The 16,113-nt window shown below is 47.4% G+C and carries 12 protein-coding genes and 1 tRNA gene; 10 read left to right on the top strand and 3 right to left on the bottom strand.

The features are described 5' to 3' along the window. From ABV001_RS06950 to ABV001_RS06915, 8 genes are all read left to right on the top strand, one after another. Positions 1 to 216, top strand: a 216-nt coding sequence (locus ABV001_RS06950) for a tetratricopeptide repeat protein (RefSeq protein WP_352422116.1), incomplete at its 5' end; no start/stop codon positions are given. Between the two features lie 68 nt (positions 217 to 284). Beyond that, positions 285 to 1,928 carry an Mfa1 family fimbria major subunit gene (locus ABV001_RS06945; protein WP_352422115.1) on the top strand — a complete coding sequence of 548 codons (1,644 nt, stop codon included), beginning with the start codon at positions 285 to 287 and terminating at the stop codon, positions 1,926 to 1,928. Positions 1,929 to 2,131: 203 nt separating this feature from the next. Further along, positions 2,132 to 3,118 carry a FimB/Mfa2 family fimbrial subunit gene (locus ABV001_RS06940; protein WP_352422114.1) on the top strand — a complete coding sequence of 329 codons (987 nt, stop codon included), beginning with the start codon at positions 2,132 to 2,134 and terminating at the stop codon, positions 3,116 to 3,118. Positions 3,119 to 3,149: 31 nt separating this feature from the next. Then, positions 3,150 to 4,568 carry a fimbrial protein gene (locus ABV001_RS06935; RefSeq protein WP_352422113.1) on the top strand — a complete coding sequence of 473 codons (1,419 nt, stop codon included), beginning with the start codon at positions 3,150 to 3,152 and terminating at the stop codon, positions 4,566 to 4,568. 8 nt (positions 4,569 to 4,576) lie between these two features. Next, positions 4,577 to 5,617 carry a fimbrial protein gene (locus ABV001_RS06930; protein ID WP_352422112.1) on the top strand — a complete coding sequence of 347 codons (1,041 nt, stop codon included), beginning with the start codon at positions 4,577 to 4,579 and terminating at the stop codon, positions 5,615 to 5,617. Positions 5,618 to 5,638: 21 nt separating this feature from the next. Further along, positions 5,639 to 10,735, top strand: a complete 5,097-nt coding sequence (locus ABV001_RS06925; protein ID WP_352422111.1) for a DUF11 domain-containing protein — start codon at positions 5,639 to 5,641, stop codon at positions 10,733 to 10,735. Positions 10,736 to 10,838: 103 nt separating this feature from the next. Then, the gene (locus tag ABV001_RS06920; RefSeq protein ID WP_352422110.1) at positions 10,839 to 11,705 is read left to right on the top strand and encodes a leucine-rich repeat domain-containing protein; all 867 of its coding nucleotides are present in this window, start codon (positions 10,839 to 10,841) and stop codon (positions 11,703 to 11,705) included. A gap of 140 nt (positions 11,706 to 11,845) precedes the next feature. Further along, a complete protein-coding gene (locus ABV001_RS06915) occupies positions 11,846 to 12,118 on the top strand; it encodes a nucleotidyltransferase family protein (RefSeq protein ID WP_352422127.1) in 273 nt (90 codons plus the stop codon). Positions 12,119 to 12,303: 185 nt separating this feature from the next. Here the strand turns inward: ABV001_RS06915 and ABV001_RS06910 are convergent, their stop codons facing one another. Both ABV001_RS06910 and ABV001_RS06905 read right to left on the bottom strand, forming a co-directional pair. Next, a complete protein-coding gene (locus tag ABV001_RS06910; protein WP_352422109.1) occupies positions 12,304 to 13,284 on the bottom strand; it encodes a hypothetical protein in 981 nt (326 codons plus the stop codon). 60 nt (positions 13,285 to 13,344) lie between these two features. Next, complete coding sequence (locus ABV001_RS06905) at positions 13,345 to 13,845, bottom strand: flavodoxin (RefSeq protein WP_352422108.1); 501 nt, start codon at positions 13,843 to 13,845, stop codon at positions 13,345 to 13,347. Between the two features lie 189 nt (positions 13,846 to 14,034). Between ABV001_RS06905 and ABV001_RS06900 the strand changes: the two genes are divergently transcribed. Continuing rightward, positions 14,035 to 14,106 (top strand) — tRNA-Arg (locus ABV001_RS06900). A 70-nt stretch (positions 14,107 to 14,176) separates the two neighbouring features. On the opposite strand, the gene ABV001_RS06895 is transcribed toward ABV001_RS06900, so the two are convergent. Then, positions 14,177 to 15,334 (bottom strand): MsnO8 family LLM class oxidoreductase, encoded by a 1,158-nt coding sequence (locus tag ABV001_RS06895; RefSeq protein WP_352422107.1) that lies wholly within the window; start codon positions 15,332 to 15,334, stop codon positions 14,177 to 14,179. On the opposite strand from ABV001_RS06895, the gene ABV001_RS06890 reads away from it, so the two are divergent. After that, positions 15,312 to 16,109: a 3-keto-disaccharide hydrolase gene (locus ABV001_RS06890; protein WP_352422106.1), complete on the top strand. Its 798-nt coding sequence runs from the start codon at positions 15,312 to 15,314 to the stop codon at positions 16,107 to 16,109. The two genes, ABV001_RS06895 and ABV001_RS06890, sit on opposite strands and share 23 nt — an antisense overlap. Positions 16,110 to 16,113 lie beyond the last annotated feature (4 nt).

The raw sequence follows: 16,113 nt of genomic DNA, 5'->3' as shown, positions 1-16,113 counted from the left end.
GCCTCGGCAGACATAGAGGGAGGCAACATGGACGGCGCCATCGCCCGGATGAACAAGATCGCCGACAATCCCAAGGTATGGAACAACCTCGGTGTGGCGTACGCCCGCAAGGGTGACTTCGACAAGGCGAAGGAATACTTTACCAGGGCGGTAGGACAGGGCGATAACGATGCCCGCGCCAACCTCGAGGAATTGCGTAAGGCGACCGGGAACTAATTAAATTAAACAATAAGGAAATACAATAAATTTTACAACCAAACATTATTCATTTTAATTTTCAGAACATGAGAAAATTTAGCAAATTATTATTGATGGTTGTCGTAACCCTTGGATTAGGACTTACGGCATGTAACAATGACGACATCGACTCGCCGAACGTGGATGGCCAGAAGGGAAATACCCATGTGAGCGTGACATTGAAGATGTCGTCTAAATTGAGAGCAGCCGGTGACGGTTTGCCTGATAATTATAACCCGGTTGGAGAATGGGCCGGAAAAGATAAATTCAATAAAATCAGAATTTATCTGGTAGACGGTTCATCAGTGACTTCTTCTGAATTTACAGTGGGTGTAGAGTATACTGAAGTATACAATGCTGCTACCAAAGAGACTTTCTTGCGCCCGGAAACTGCTGCCGCAATGAAAACTACAGCAGGTGTGAAGACTGTATATGTGGTTGTGAATGAGACTCCTGAAGTTAGGAGTTGGTTGAATAAAACGCCTGTACATGAGTTTGAGGAAGCCTATAAGAATCTTCCACTTGTCCTTGGAAATTCCGGTACAAGCACAACTGTTGCGACTTCTGCATCTAAACTTGCAACAATGGGAACAACTGATGAGTCAATCGTAATGACTACCATTACTCCCCAGGTACTTGATGTGAAGGCTAATATCTCAGAAGATGCGACCATTAATGATTCGGAGAACAGGGCCTCTGTGCAGGTGGAAAGAGCCGTGGCACGTGTGATGGTAACAATTAAAGACCAACCTGCCGCAGGATATACAATTCCGGATCCCAACACTAACGGTGCAACAAACCTGGGTACTCTTACAAACATTACCTGGGTAGTGGCACAAGGTGAAAACTCATTGTACGTACAACGCAGAAAAGATAATCCATGGGAATGGGCTACACCAAACTGGGATTGGAAACCCAGCAATTCTGAATTCTATGCTCAAGGGCAAGACAATCAGAAATATGACTACTCAGGGTTGTTTGAAAGCCGTTCTAATTCTTTTGGTGGAACCAATGTGCCGACATATACGGATTATGAAACAAATAAGAATGATGATCCCATTGAGCTGGAAACAAGATGGTTAGATGGTAAGTTTGTGTTGCCTACCACTCACTTGTATGAAGTTGCCCCTACTAATGCAGGAAGTTATACTGGAGGATACGTAAAAGGAAATACTCCGTATGTCCTGATCAGGGCTAAATTTACACCTGAAGATGCTGCTTTTGCGGATAATCCTGCCGATAAAGCTACGGACGGAACATTCTACATAGGAAAAGATGGTAAGTTTTATACTTCCACAGCCAATGCCAAGGCTGCTGGTAATCTTGAAATTGCCAAGTATGAAGAAGGTAAGGTGTTGTACTATGCCTGGTTGAATCCTGACCAGATCCCTAACTGGTATAACTCACCGGTATTAAGGAATAACATTTATCATATCCATATCACCGGTTTCAAAAATCTGGGAACCAACTGGAATCCTCTTTATCCCGAAGATCCGGACGATCTGACGTATGATCCTGAAAATCCAAACAATCCCGATCCACGGCCGGTACCCGAAGATCCGGATGTAGAAGAACCTGAAAATCCTGTTGATCCGGAAGAACCGTTGACAACGTCTGAAACATGGATGAGCGTGGATGTGACCGTATTGCCGTGGTTAGTACATTCTTACGGAGTAGATCTCGGAATCTAATCAAAGCAAGTATATAACAAACAGGTTTTACAATAACTAACCAACATATCCGGGGGAGGAGACTCTCAGGAGACACCTTCTCCTCCGGTTTTTTTTAAATACTATAATCATATTTTCGCCGGGCAGATATAGCGGTTTGCATTCACGACGCCATGGCGGGAAAATGGCAAAAATTTTTTGAGCTAACTTTCAAAACGCAACGAATGATGAATTTACGAAACAAGATATTGATAACGCTGTTCGCGTTGGGAACAATTTTCTGGGGTTGCGACTCTCTGATCTATGATGATCTGGCCGATTGTCCCCAAGGTGTATATGTGAAATTCTACTCAATGACACCTTGTGCCACAGATTCAACGTTCTTAGGGAGCGTTGCCTCGCTTACCCTGTTCGCGTTTGATGAAAACGACAGGCTGGTTACTTCCGTCACACAACAGAATGTGACGCTGAGCCGTGACTACAACGTGCTGGTGCCTGTCTCCAACGGGAAATTCTCCTTTGTGGCATGGGCCGGCGTGGATGATCATTTCACGCTGGGAACCTTCACCAACGGTACCACCACCAAAAAGGATGTGATGCTCACGCTGAAGTCCGCCTCCGGCGTGGCAGCCAACCTGAACGGTACAAAGGTATGGCAGGGCGAAAGTCCCGTGGTGTTCCTGCCCGATCCGGCGGACTATGCCAGTTTCTATGAGTATACCGCTGTCAACCTGCAGGAAGTGACCAACCGGGTAGAGCTGATTGTGGAGTTCGACAAGGCCACGATGAAAGACTATGATCTGGAAGCGATTCATGCCGAGGTCTCATCGGGCAATGGCACAATGAGGATCGACGGCACCATGCCGCTCAACCAGGATGCACTGATCTATCCTTCTTCCAATTCTGCACTCAACGATAACGTGGCCACCTGGCACTATAATCTGCTCGATCTGAAGACAGGACAGGACAATAAACTCCATGTCTATTATACGGGCAACGATGAAGAGGGGGAGACCGTGTTCAATGGCGACCTGATTGCCATGATCCTGCTGGCAGCCCAAAACGGACAGGCAAACCTCGACTGCGACAATGATTTTACCATTAAGGTAGTCATCAAGGATTACTGCGTGGAGTGCTGGACACATTTCAGCTGTTCCATTTATGTGAACGACTGGCTGGTGCATAGCTACAGTACCCAACTGGGCCTTTGATCCCGGTGCTGATAAAAGAACAGCTTAGATTATGATGAAATTACAAAAAACATATGTAATGCTTGTCGCGCTAATCCTCGTTTTTGCGGGGTGCGACAAGCTTATCTACGACCAACAGGAACCGGGAGGGGTTGACCATACGGTGCACCTTTCCGTGAATGTACGTGCGGCGCAGGCCAAGAGCGGGCTAAGGGCTGCCGAGGGTCCTTCCATCAACACCGACGGGACAGATCACGAAGATAAAGTGTACGACCTCGCCATGCTGGTATTCAACAGCGATGGCGGCCAAAGGGTGGGCATAGTGCATCTGAACAACAGCTTAGGCAGCGGCGAATCCACCCATGCCTTCAAGGTAGAACTGACCGCCAATAAGAATTACGATTTCTACTTCGTGGCCAATATGCCGAATATGCGGGTTGACCTGACGGAAGCCAACATTCCCAACAGGGAGGCGATGGACAATTACCTGAGAGTCGCCACCCGTGAGTTGAGCAGCACCTTATATCAAGGTGCATCGGCCATGGAGGGCTTCCCCATGGCAAGGATCTATAAAAACCAGTTGGTGGAAGCGGGAGGAACCATTTACCAGCCCAAACCGTTCTATCCAAAGCAAGGGAGTAGTGAAGAATACAGCGTGGTAGCAACTTCCGCCGGCACAGGTGATGTCACGCGTGACTATGTGGAATTGATCCGCGTGGTAGCCAAACTGGAAGTAAACCTGGATGGTACAACCGATTTAGGTGTGGATAAAATCTATTTCCGCAATGCCAACCACCATTTTCGTTTAGTAGAGTTTGATACTCCTCCTGCGGCATATTTCAATAATAATTCAACGAATACTGAATTAAGAAGGCTGGAAAGTTCCAATACTTACATTTATTATATGCCCGAAGCTATGATCTCTTCGGCAACATGGAATCCGGCGGGAAGCAGCAACCAGCAGCCCATCAACTATTTCACCATTGTAACCCTCGATGGTACGGAATACGATATTCCTATTATTTCCAATGAAACCTCCATCACCTCGGGTTATCTGGAAAAGGCAAAAGGGACATTCCCCGGCTATACCCCCGATTATACTATCCACCGCAACCACCATTACAAATATATGGTAAGGAACCTGGAACAGATAGAGGTTATCTACGAAGTTGAACCGTGGAACCTAGTGGAAAGGCACACATATCTCGGTTATGGCTATAATGTCCATATCGATGAAAATGGCAAGGTGACCGTTAATAATACGGTAGATGCTTGTCCACCGCATGAAATTAAACTGGTAGCTATCAACGGTGCCACCTTTGAAGGAGGGACTACTGACACAGAAAGAGTATTTACCGATGATACGCCCGGCAAAATGTCTCCCGAATACCCGTTAAGCAATATCCCCTCTTCCGGGGAATATCTGCAGGTCTGGTATAATGATATCCTGGTGAAAACATTTAGCAATTGATTCGAATAATGATGATAAAAAGAATACTATATATATCCCTGTTGGCGGTCTTGTTATTCCCTGCCTGCACGTCGGAAGAGGTTCCGGGCGACGAAACCGGAAGTGAAAATATAGCGGTGCTGTTCTCGGTTTCCAATTACAAGGTAACCACCGTCCGTGCTGCAACCCGTGCAACAGATGCCGGTAATCCTTATGAGCAGGCAATAAACGACTTCTATCTCTTTCTTTTCCCGGGATCGGGCAATACAAATCCGGTAAGGAAATACTATATAAATGGCGCCGGAGTAGTCCAGGTAGGAGTTCCCGGCAGTTTCGGAACGTACGACGCACCCCGAAAGAAAGTATCGCTCAACCTTACAAAAGCCGAAGCCGGTAACCGTGAGGTCTATATCGTGGCCAATACCGCCGGAAATACCGCCTTGCAAACGGCGTTGGATGGTGTAAATTCTATTTCGGATTTAGAGGAGGTGTTCAGCACTACCACTACTCCCTGGTCGCCCGCGCTTGCCACCCCGATCCTGATGTCGGGAAGCAAATTGCACAATTTTATGACCGACCGTGTGTTGGGAACCGGTACCGGCGGTAATGAACCGTTGCACCTGGTGCGCGCACTTGCCAAGATAGAGTTGAATATCATACTCAAAGACGAACATAAGAGCGCCGCCATTGCAGACTATAAATACAAGTACACAAACTTTCACAAGGAGACCAATGTGATCAAAAAAGCCACCTCCACCGGTTCCGATAAATACGCCGCTTCATCCGCAAGCGTATGGCCCATTACTGCCGACTGGACACCCTGGGGGTCTACGCTCGACACGCAAGGAATTGGTTCGGCCCATACCGTCTCGGGGGGAGTGGTGACTACTTTGAAACTCGTCACTTATGTCAACGAACGCGATGATACCGGTGCAGCCATAGAGATAGAGGTGCCATACAACGGATCAGGTCCGCTTCCTCCTCCTGAGTTCGGTCCCGAACTATACAAGTTGGAATTCCCCGAAGGGATACAGCGTAATGACTGGTACGTGCATGAGATTGAAATTTGATAATGATAGATACAATTGACTATGTATAAGAATACAAACCGATATTTCTGGCTGTTCTTGGCATTGCTGTTTTTAGTGCCGGCTACCAATATTTATGCCGATGGGTCGAAAGATCTTTACCCTGATGGAGCCTTAGGGAGAAGAGCTTATTTAACCTCGTATTATACGAGCTACAGTGGATCACTTCCTTTTCAAAGCTATGGTACCCACTACGTCTATGCTAAAGCAAATGAAACCATTGCGCTGGCATCCAGTGCATGGACCGGGGACGCGACAATCAAACTTTTCCGGCCGAATGGCAGTGAAATTACGACGTTGGATAGAGCGAACAATGCAGGTAGGATATCTACCCGGGCTCAGGAATTGGCAGGTCCGAAGCTGACATCGACAGACAATACAACAAATAGATACCTGCCTATATATTATACGGTTCCGGCAGGAGGTGAGGGTATTTACAAGGTTGAGTTCTGGTCTAAAACAACAACTGAAATGATTTCAACTACTGGACTCGTTAATACGATGGCAGATGCATTATGGAACAGTTGGAATAGTAGTAATACAAAATCGACCCATATCGGGGCATGGGATGTTTCGGTAATCAATACTGCAAAGAATGGTTATATAAAGGGACGCGTATATGCCAATTTATTAAATATGAGAATTGAAGGATCCTCCTCTGCTTCTCAAGGATTTTATGGTAAGATGTATGTGTTAACCAAAGATGGATATACCTATCGTGTGGATAATAATGGGAATAATGGTATCTTATTTGCTTTTTTTGTAAACAACAACGGTTTTGTAAAAGGGAAGCAATCGAATGGGAGTATAGATTACACCCCGCTTTATAAGAGTTTGAAGACTGTTGATGAAGCCGTGAATGATAACAAAATATGGGATCCTACCGGACCTGATAATGAGCAGAATATAACACATAAAATGTTTTACACGCTTCCGAGTGAAGATTTGCCAAAGGACACGCCGGTTAATGGGGCTGTTCCCGGTGGTTCAACCTGGTTAAAAAACTCAGTGGTAGTACCTCGGGTTATGGATGTGAGAATTCAGGGGGCGGATAATACTGAAGGACAGGTAAGTACCAAAGGAGGGTACATTAAGTTCAATACGGAGTCACAAGGAGCTTACACCATAAAAATAGAAAGTAATGGTACTCCCTCTTTCGCTACAAGATATTTGTACGGCACTGCTGTCGCCGGAGAAAACAGTGTATATTGGGACGGGAAAGATGGAAACTTGACACCCATCCCTGCCGGAACGGCACCTGCAAGTATTACAGTGCAACTGCAAGGAGCTGAGGTCCATTTCCCTTATTTCGACATGGAGAATAATATCAACGGGATCAAGTTGGAATTGTTAGATCATGAGTTGCTGCCCTCGCAGGAGGTCGTTAAGTCGGATATCGTATATTGGAATGATGCAGACATACCTTCTGCAAGTAATGGAGTCGCTTCAAATCCCAAAAATAACAGCCATCTCCCCTCCTCTTTAGGAGGTGTTGGTAGTTCAGGAATAAGCTCGAATAGCAATGGACATAAATGGGGAGGTGGAGGTACTACCGGAACTTTCGGTGATGTCAAATCTATGGACACATGGACATTTATCAAGGGAGAGGAAGAGACAATCGATACCAATGTCGCCATAAAAATTGCTGATCTTGAAGTTAAGTCGGTTACCACATTCGAGTCGGGGACAACCACTCCCAAAGACGATTTCATTGTAGGTGATCAATTGGACTATAAAGTAGTTGTTAAAAATAATGGGCCGAGCGATGTGGAAGAAGCGCCGTTTACCTTTAGGTTGCCTCCCGGTTTCGAGCCGACTGACGACCCTGTATTTTCGGGAAATGGCTGTGGTACAGAATCAATAGCGATGGAATATGATCCGGTAACGCATACCTATCGGTCCAAACTTAATTTGCCAGACGGGTGCGAGATTACCTATACCTTCAAGGCTAAAGTAACCGGAAATTCGGATCCTGACGATACGGACGCGGTGGCCGGTATCCTCCGCCCGAATGACGTGACCGACCCGAATGCTACTAACAGTAGTGATCCGGAAAAGGATATGTACCCGCTTCCTCAGGGACGTACGTGGGATGACCTCTGGAAATATCCGGCCGACTGGCCCGATGCCAACGGTGTCGTTAATTACTATGTTCCTCCCTTCAGTGCGGAATTTGAATGTACCCACAGCAATAGCACCGATCCTTGTAACAATAGTAAGAAAAAAACCGTGGAAGTGACGCGCATGAGCGACCTCGCGATACTGAAAGAGGTAAATAGAATGGATCCCGATGTGGGCGATATCGTTACTTTCACCTTGGCGATATCTAATAAAGGGCCTCATGACGCGGTCAATATAATTGTAACGGACACGCTTCCGAACGGGTACCTCATTGAAACAATCAATGGGGATGGTGTCGCGAACGGCAATATCATTGAATGGGAAATCCCGGAACTGGGTAAGAATGATACCCCCGTCTCTCTTAGTTTTACGGCAAAGGTTTTGGCTTCAGGTGATTACACTAATGTGGCAGCTGTTATAGGTGAAGGATACGATCCTGTCCTTGAAAATAATAGAAGCAGCGTGACAGTGGTTCCCTGTATAGGGGAGAATATTTTCATAGAAGATTTTGGCATAAGCGATCCCAATATCAATCACGGCAGAAGAGAATCAGAGTATATGCCATCGGGTAGTTTTTCATTCGGGACATCGAAAGATAACACGAACGATTACTATATCTCCCATATTGATAATAACCACTATGCCGTTGTTGCTCCCGGGTACATCAAAAAAGGCACTGTGGATGGATATTATTTCTGGACACCTGCGGTCGGTGAACCTAATACGGTGACAGATCGTTCCGGAACTGAAAATGGCGCGGTGATGGTGATAAACGCGGGAGAGACCTTGAATTCGTTTTATGACCGACCCGCATTGTTGAAAGCCGGATCCGGTTATAGGGCCTCATTCTGGTTATACTTGGTCAATGGCCCTTCTCAGGTAGCCATTGACATCAAGCATTCCCAGACGAAAGAAGTGCTGGCAACGTTAACTTCCCCCAACTTATGGGATTGGGATCCCACCTATAAAGGAAAATGGACACTTTTTGAACTCTATTTCGTAGTGCCCGGAGGGGAAGGCCCTGACTGTAACGCAAGCAACGTTGTGTTGTCTTTCCGGAATAATAAAGCAGAATATCAGGGGAATGACTATTTTATTGATGATATACGTCTTGATAAAACCTGTTCTATTCCATCGGATGCCCCTACCATCGAGTGTCCTACCGAGTCGTCCAAAAACTACTGGATAGGCGGTAAGCCCGGAGCACCGAACGCATGGAACGAGGAAGAAAACTGGACGGCCGGATTCGTGCCCGGCATCAATGAAGACGTGGTCTTCGCGACAAAAGATAATAACGGTGAGGGGGGGGATGGTAATGGCGAAGGAGCTGCAAAAGACCACCTCTACCTGGATGATGCGGACGACGATAATAGTGGCGGACGGATTATCGGGAGGCTGGAGAATAATTCGAATATGGATTTGGTGATCACATCCGGAAACCAATTGACCATTAACGGCAAGGTGGAAGAAAAAACCGAACAATCGGATGGATCTTATGGTACGGGTACTATCCTTGTGAAATCGACCACTATTCCCACCGACGGAAGCCAACCGGTCAACGCGCCTACCGGCACGTTGAAAATTAACCCGGAAGAAAACCCTGACGGTGTACAGGCGGTCGTGGAATTCTACAATCAGGCGTACGATTGCGCGGATTGTGGATTCTATACCCGCAGCTGGCAATACTTCGGAACCCCTGTGGATGGTTCGGACTTTCCTTTCCAGTCACCGGTCAGTGAGTCGGTGAACAGATGGGAAGAGCCTGTAAACGGTAATAAATGGGTATCCGTGACATCGGGGAATCTCATTCCTTTCAGGGGGTATCAGATTACCAATACCGGCACCACGCAACCGGACCATATCTACGACTTTGCCGGTACGCTGAACGTGGGCGACAAGGACGTGGCCCTTACACGGACAACCACACCTGTTGTGGTGAACTATGCGGGAGCCAATCTGGTGGCTAATTCCTATACGGCAGCCATTCCCATCAAACCGGAGGCAATGACATTCACCAACGCGGAGGCAACAGTATACCTCTTTAATACGGGTACCCGTGATGAGTGGCGCAAGCTCAATGGCACAGCGATCAACAAGCAGGGATACCGAGCCGGCCAGTATCTCGCGGTACCGGTCAACCTGGGGGGAACACTCCATTTCCCCGACAGGATTCCATCCATGCATAGCTTTATGGTGCTGGTTGACGATGCGACTACCACCGGTAAGGTGGCCATAAAATACGACCAGCTCACTAAAAACACGAAAGTAGCGTTAGGGGACGGCTCGACAGAAATTGTCACCCGCTCGGCAGAGAGCAAGTCGGCATCTTCAATCCCGTCGCTGGTGATGGATGTGATTGGCGAGCAATCGGCCGACAGGATATGGATCTTCACGAAAGAAGGTACTACCAACGGTTTCGACAATGGATGGGATGGTCGCAAGATGGCCGAGAGCGGTATCGTTCAGTTCTACGTGGCGGATGAAGCCGACAAGGATCACTTCCAGGTGGCCACGGTGCCGGGACTGGATAACTTGCCGCTGGGCTTCGAAGCCGACGTGGACGGAGAATACACCATTGAATTCGCCCTTTCCGACCACTGGGCAAACGAAGAGATTTATTTGAACGACCTTGCCTCCGGCACACAAACACGGATCACAAACGGCGGCTCTTATCGCTTCGCGGCGAAGAAAGGGGACTCAAGCACTCGCTTCAGCCTCTCATCATCGGGTGGTATCTTGACAGGCGGGGAAGCGGCAAAAATCACCGTGAGTTCCATCGATGCCGGCAAAATTGCCATCCATAATAGAAGTGATAACGATTGCTCGGTATTCATTTCCAATACCGCCGGGAAACTTCTGAAACGATTGGAAGTGGTAGCCGGTGACGAGCAAACCGTGGAGGATATGCCGGGTGGAACACACGTGGTGCGCCTGCAGAACGCGGTAATCAACGACGCGAGGAAAATAGTGGTGAGATAAGTGCCTAGGTGGTTAAGTGCCTAAGTGCCTAAGTGGCTAAGTGGCTAAGTGCCTAGGTGGTTAAGTGGTTAAGTGAAATTAGTAATTAGAAATTCATAAACAGATGAATAATAAATATGTATACTTATTGGTGGTGTTGCTGTCCACGGTGATAACGGGCTGCCAAGAAGAGTTGCCCGATACCGGATTTAGGGCGGGAGACCTTGAGACGGAAAGCGGAAGCGTGGTCACCCTCAAAAGCGGCCGTACCGACGGTATCATCAGCCTGTCGGTGGATGCCCCTGCGTTGAACCGTGCCGCTGTATGGATCGACCTCGACGGGGATGGTAAATGTGCGGAAGATGGTACGGAAAACGTGAAGGTGTTCAACGCCTACCAGGACTATACCGTTGCCCCGGGAGTGAGCGAAATCGCAATCTATGGTGATATCACCTATTTGGCCGCGGCGGGAAATGAACTCACATCTATTGATGTGTCGGGTAGTCCTTATTTGACCACATTGAACGTGCCGATGAACAACCTCACCGCTGTGAATGTGTCGCAGAACACAATGCTCACCCGCCTCGACGTGTCGGATAACGATATCCGGTCGCTGATTGTGTCGGCCAATACGGAGTTGGTGTCGCTCTGGTGCTTCAACAACAAGATGACGGAACTGGATGTGTCGGCCAACAGCGCCCTTGAATACCTAGACTGCTCCGGAAACCAACTCGGCAACCTCGATATCTCGGACAACACGCAACTGACCCGCCTGTTGGTGTACAATAACCAGTTGGCAGCACTCGATATTTCACAAAATCCGTTGTTAAACCGCCTGTGGGCATTTGGCAACCCACTGGCCGACACCGAAGCCGAAAGCATCGTGTCCACGCTGAGAAGCGTGACCGGCGGTGACCTCTGGCTCACCGAAGAACCGCTTGGACAAACCCTGCAGGCAAGTGCAATGGAGAAAGGGTGGGTAGTGCAGTAAAGTGGAAATCTGCGAGTAAGTGAGGGCAAAGTAAGTGTACTTACATTTGCCGAGCGGTAGCAGATTGCGCGAAGCGAAAGGTGGTTAGGTGCCTAAGTGGTTAGGTGATAAAAATTACGAAACCCGGTGTATCTCAGGATATGCCGGGTTTTGTTTTACACTATCATGTACAATTCAAGACTAATTCATTTGGCTCTGTTCTTGCCGGCCGATTCAATGACAAAAGTGATGTGGATTTGATTGTTGATTTCGATAAACAGGCGGTTCAAGACCATTTCATTCACTATTTCGATTTTAAATATTCGCTTGAAGATGTTTTAGGGAGAGAAGTGGACTTGCTGGAAGAACAACCTATCCGCAATTCCTTTCTCCGGAAAAATATAGAACAGACAAAAGTATTGATATATGGATGATGAATCTCATTCAAGCGCAGCTTCAACACTATAATTTTATAGGGATGGTATAGGGATGGTATAGAGTTGATATAGAGTTGCACTGGAGAAAGTGCGACGCATATGCAGCGGAGGTTCGAGGCGGGCATCATGCGATGACGATAAACCTCAAAGATAGTCATTGGTAACGGCATGTTGCCCAGAAATCAGGCCTGGAACGCAATCAGATGGATTTTCGGATATTCCGCCCTGATGTCGTTGTCCAAGTATTCGGTAAGTTGCAGCACTTCATCGAAATAGATCGATCTCTCATCTTTGTGATCCGGACGGCAGGATTTTGAAGGAAGTTCTGCCGGATGTAGCTTCGAGTAACGGGCAGACTTGGATACCAGAAATTTCCTCACATCTTCGATGTAATCCAACGGGATGTCTGCGTGGAACTTCTTCCTCAAACCATGCTGAACGGTGTCGCCGCTTTCCATGGGAATATACCTTAGGGCACTTTCGCCTGAGTTTTTATTTTCTTCTTCCAAAATAGGAAGCTTTAAAGTATGCATCAGGTTGATGATGTCGCTCGTTAAGAGCTGGGATTTGAATTCAAGGACCTCCAGATCCCGCACCTTGGTTTTCTCATCTATATTTTGTTGTTTCAGATGCTCTAAAGAGACGTCCACCTCAATATTGAAATTCCGGAATTTGAGTTCCAGTTCATGCAGGATATCATAATAGTCAGGGGTGTTGTCGAAACGGTCGAAGCGAAGATCTTCCGGCAGGAGTTTCAATTTTAACAAGTGCTCTTCCGAGGGATAGTACCTGTTGAATCCTTCTTCCCGAAGTTTTGCTTGCGTGGCGCAGATACATACTTTATTCCGGTACATGTGCCGCACCAGGTCGGATAAGATTTTGGCCTGGAAAGTGCGCTTGATCTGCTGTTGTTTCGATTCTTTGCGAACGGCACGCCAGGTGAGTACTGTCCCCAGTGCGGCAAAAGCGGCCAGGCAAAGATTGGCGACCTCGTCGGTGTCCGTTTGGGCCAAACGGGTGGGACTGGTGTTTTCCGATGTCTTCTCGGATGCTTGTGCAATTTTGGTCAATGTTAAGTTCTGTTCGGACTCAATACCATAGGAAATCACCGGCAAAGCCATTAAAAGGGCTGCCAGTAAAATAGACTGTTTTACCGTTATCATGTTGATTGTTTGCTTTTGATTCAATTGTGTGAATTGTTATGAGGATTCCTGTCCGGTTTGCTACACGAATTCTTCCTTCAGGGCTTCTACCCATCTCGACAAACGCTCTTCAGTCATGTCGTATTCATTGTCCTCATCAATGGGAAGACCTAACCACAGGCCGTCGATCACGGCAGTGGAATCGTCATAGGTATACCCTTCATCAGGGACCCGGCCGACGATCTGGGCCTTGTCGCCTATCTCGTCGTAGACCACCTTCATCGATTCGGCAAAACTGGTCGAATAAGAGGCGCTGTCACCCAGGGCAAAAATGGCTACTTTTTTTCCGGTGAAATCCAACCCGGCAAAAGAGGGTAGAAAGCCCTCCCAATCGTCCTGCAAGTCGCCAATACCTGTCGTTGAGGTTCCCACCACGTAATAGGGGTAATCTTTTATTTCATCGAGGGAGACATACTCCACATTGTATAAGTCGGCATTTCCGTCAAAAAGATCCTGCACCTGCCTGGCCACAGATTCCGCGTTCCCGCCGGATGAGCCGTATAGAATGGCTATTTTATTCATTTTTTCTATAATATTTCTGTAATATTTCTGTAATATTTCTGTAAAAGTTTTACAATAGTTTTACAAAACGCAACGATAGTCCCATAATAGGTGTACACTAAACAACCCAACCAGCATATTGTTTATTTGTGTCTGCGGCAAATATCTTTTGCAGATAACCGGAAAAGTACTATTTTTGCACTTCCGTTTGGCTCTGTAGTTCAATGGATAGAATAGCGGTTTCCTAAACCGTAGATCCGGGTTCGATTCCCGGCGGAGCTACTTCACAGGAAAAGTGATCAGATTGGTCACTTTTCCTGTTTTAGATCGGGATGATTTGTCGTTTTGACTTTTAATCCAATAGATGCTTTGCCAACAATTCGAGGCTTTTCAGCCGCTGGGTATGGTTGGCGGTGATGATCTGGAACATTATTTCTTCCGTGCCATAAGTTTTCCGGATCAGTTTTATTTCCCGGGCTACTGTCTCCGCTTTTCCCACAAGGTATCTTGGCGGATGCAGCGGATTGTTCAACCGTTCCATGAGAGCGGAGCCGCCCAGTTTGTCCAATGCTTCTTTTTCCGGCAGATAGGCGTTGGAAATTATTCCCGACTGCATCTGCCTGAACATATATTGCATAGGGGCGGAAAACTGTAGTGCCAGCTCATCGGTGTCATGCACATATACACTCAGCGACAGGGTCAGTTTGGGCGTTTTGTGTGCATAGGGTTTTTCGGAGGGTTGGAATGTGCGGGTGTATGTGTTGGTGATCGGGTAAGTGCCGTTTGTGTTGATGAATGAGGCAAATACATACGCCAACCCCAACTCTGCTGCAGCTTCAGCGCTGAAGCTGCTTGAACCTAACAGGTATACATTGGGCAAAGCGCCGTCGTTGTAGGATCTTACTTTCCCTTTTAGAGGATGATTTTCGGGGAAATCGTCGGTAAGCCATGCCAGAAGCTCCTCGATCTGTTCCAGCGAGTCGTCGAACCGCTGATAGGCGGAGCGGTTACGCTGCAACGCCACATCGGTATACCTGCCGGTGGTTGCCCTGCCGATACCCAGATCGATTCTGCCCGGATAGAGTTCGCACAACGTGCCAAAAACTTCGGCAACCTTGAAGGGGCTATAGTGGTTCAATAATACAGCCCCTGACCCCACATGGATGCGTTTCGTGTTTTCCGCCACCGCGGCAATCAATACTTCGGGCGTACGGCCGGCCGCGTTGGCGAGGTTATGATGCTCGGCGAGCCATATACGCCGGAAGCCCAAGTTTTCAACCAGCTTAGCGGTCTCGATAGTGTTCTTTAGGGCCTGCTTTCTGTCTCCACCATAAGGTGCTATGGATATGTCTACAAGTGAAAGATTCATGTCGCTTTTTTTGACAAAGTTATCGATTTTTACCCCCCAAAGCAATACAACCATTATAGGAAAGATGAAAAAATGATTATCTTTGCTCTTTAATAATTCATATAAACTGCTCACAATCATGAAGTATAACTGGCTATTCATTTTTTTTACTGCTGTTTCAATCTTGTTTTTAGCTTCCTGTAACGGGAAAAAAACGGGTGAAGCCGAATGGGTGCAACTCTTTAACGGTACGGATTTATCCGGCTGGACGCCGAAAATCACCGGATACGACTCCGGGGATAATTTCGGGAACACTTTCCGGGTAGAGGACGGGATGATCAAAGTGCGCTACGACGGCGGGTATGATTCATTTGATAACCGCTTCGGACATTTGTTCTACAAAGATCCGTTTTCGCACTACAGGCTTCGTGTGGAGTATCGTTTTGTGGGTGACCAATGCCCCGGTGCACCCGGCTGGGCATACAGGAACAGCGGAATTATGATCCATGGACAGACACCTGAATCGATGGAAAGAGGCCAGGATTTCCCTACTTCCATCGAGGTGCAGTTGCTTGGCAGCGATTCAACGGTGGAGCGTACCAATATGAATGTATGTACCCCGGGAACCAATATTGTGATGGATGGCGAGTTGATACTCGATCATTGCATCAACTCCTCCACCGGTTATTTTTATGGTGAAGATTGGTACACCGCCGAAGTAGAGGTGAGGGGTAACGAGGTAATTAAACATATCATCAACGGTGATACCGTACTCCAGTATACGCAGCCGCAACTGGATGAGAGAGACGGAACCTATTCCAAACTGGTAGGTCTGAACGGTGGCGATAAAATGCTTAGCCGTGGCACCATCTCCTTGCAGAGTGAAGGCCATCCGATTGATTTCCGGAAAGTGGAGATCATGGTGCTGGAGGAGTGAAATA

The sequence above is a fragment of the Proteiniphilum sp. genome, from assembly GCF_040307845.1.
Classification (GTDB): domain Bacteria; phylum Bacteroidota; class Bacteroidia; order Bacteroidales; family Dysgonomonadaceae; genus Proteiniphilum.
Note: the sequence above shows the minus strand (reverse complement) of the source record. Positions and strands in the feature narration are given on the sequence as shown.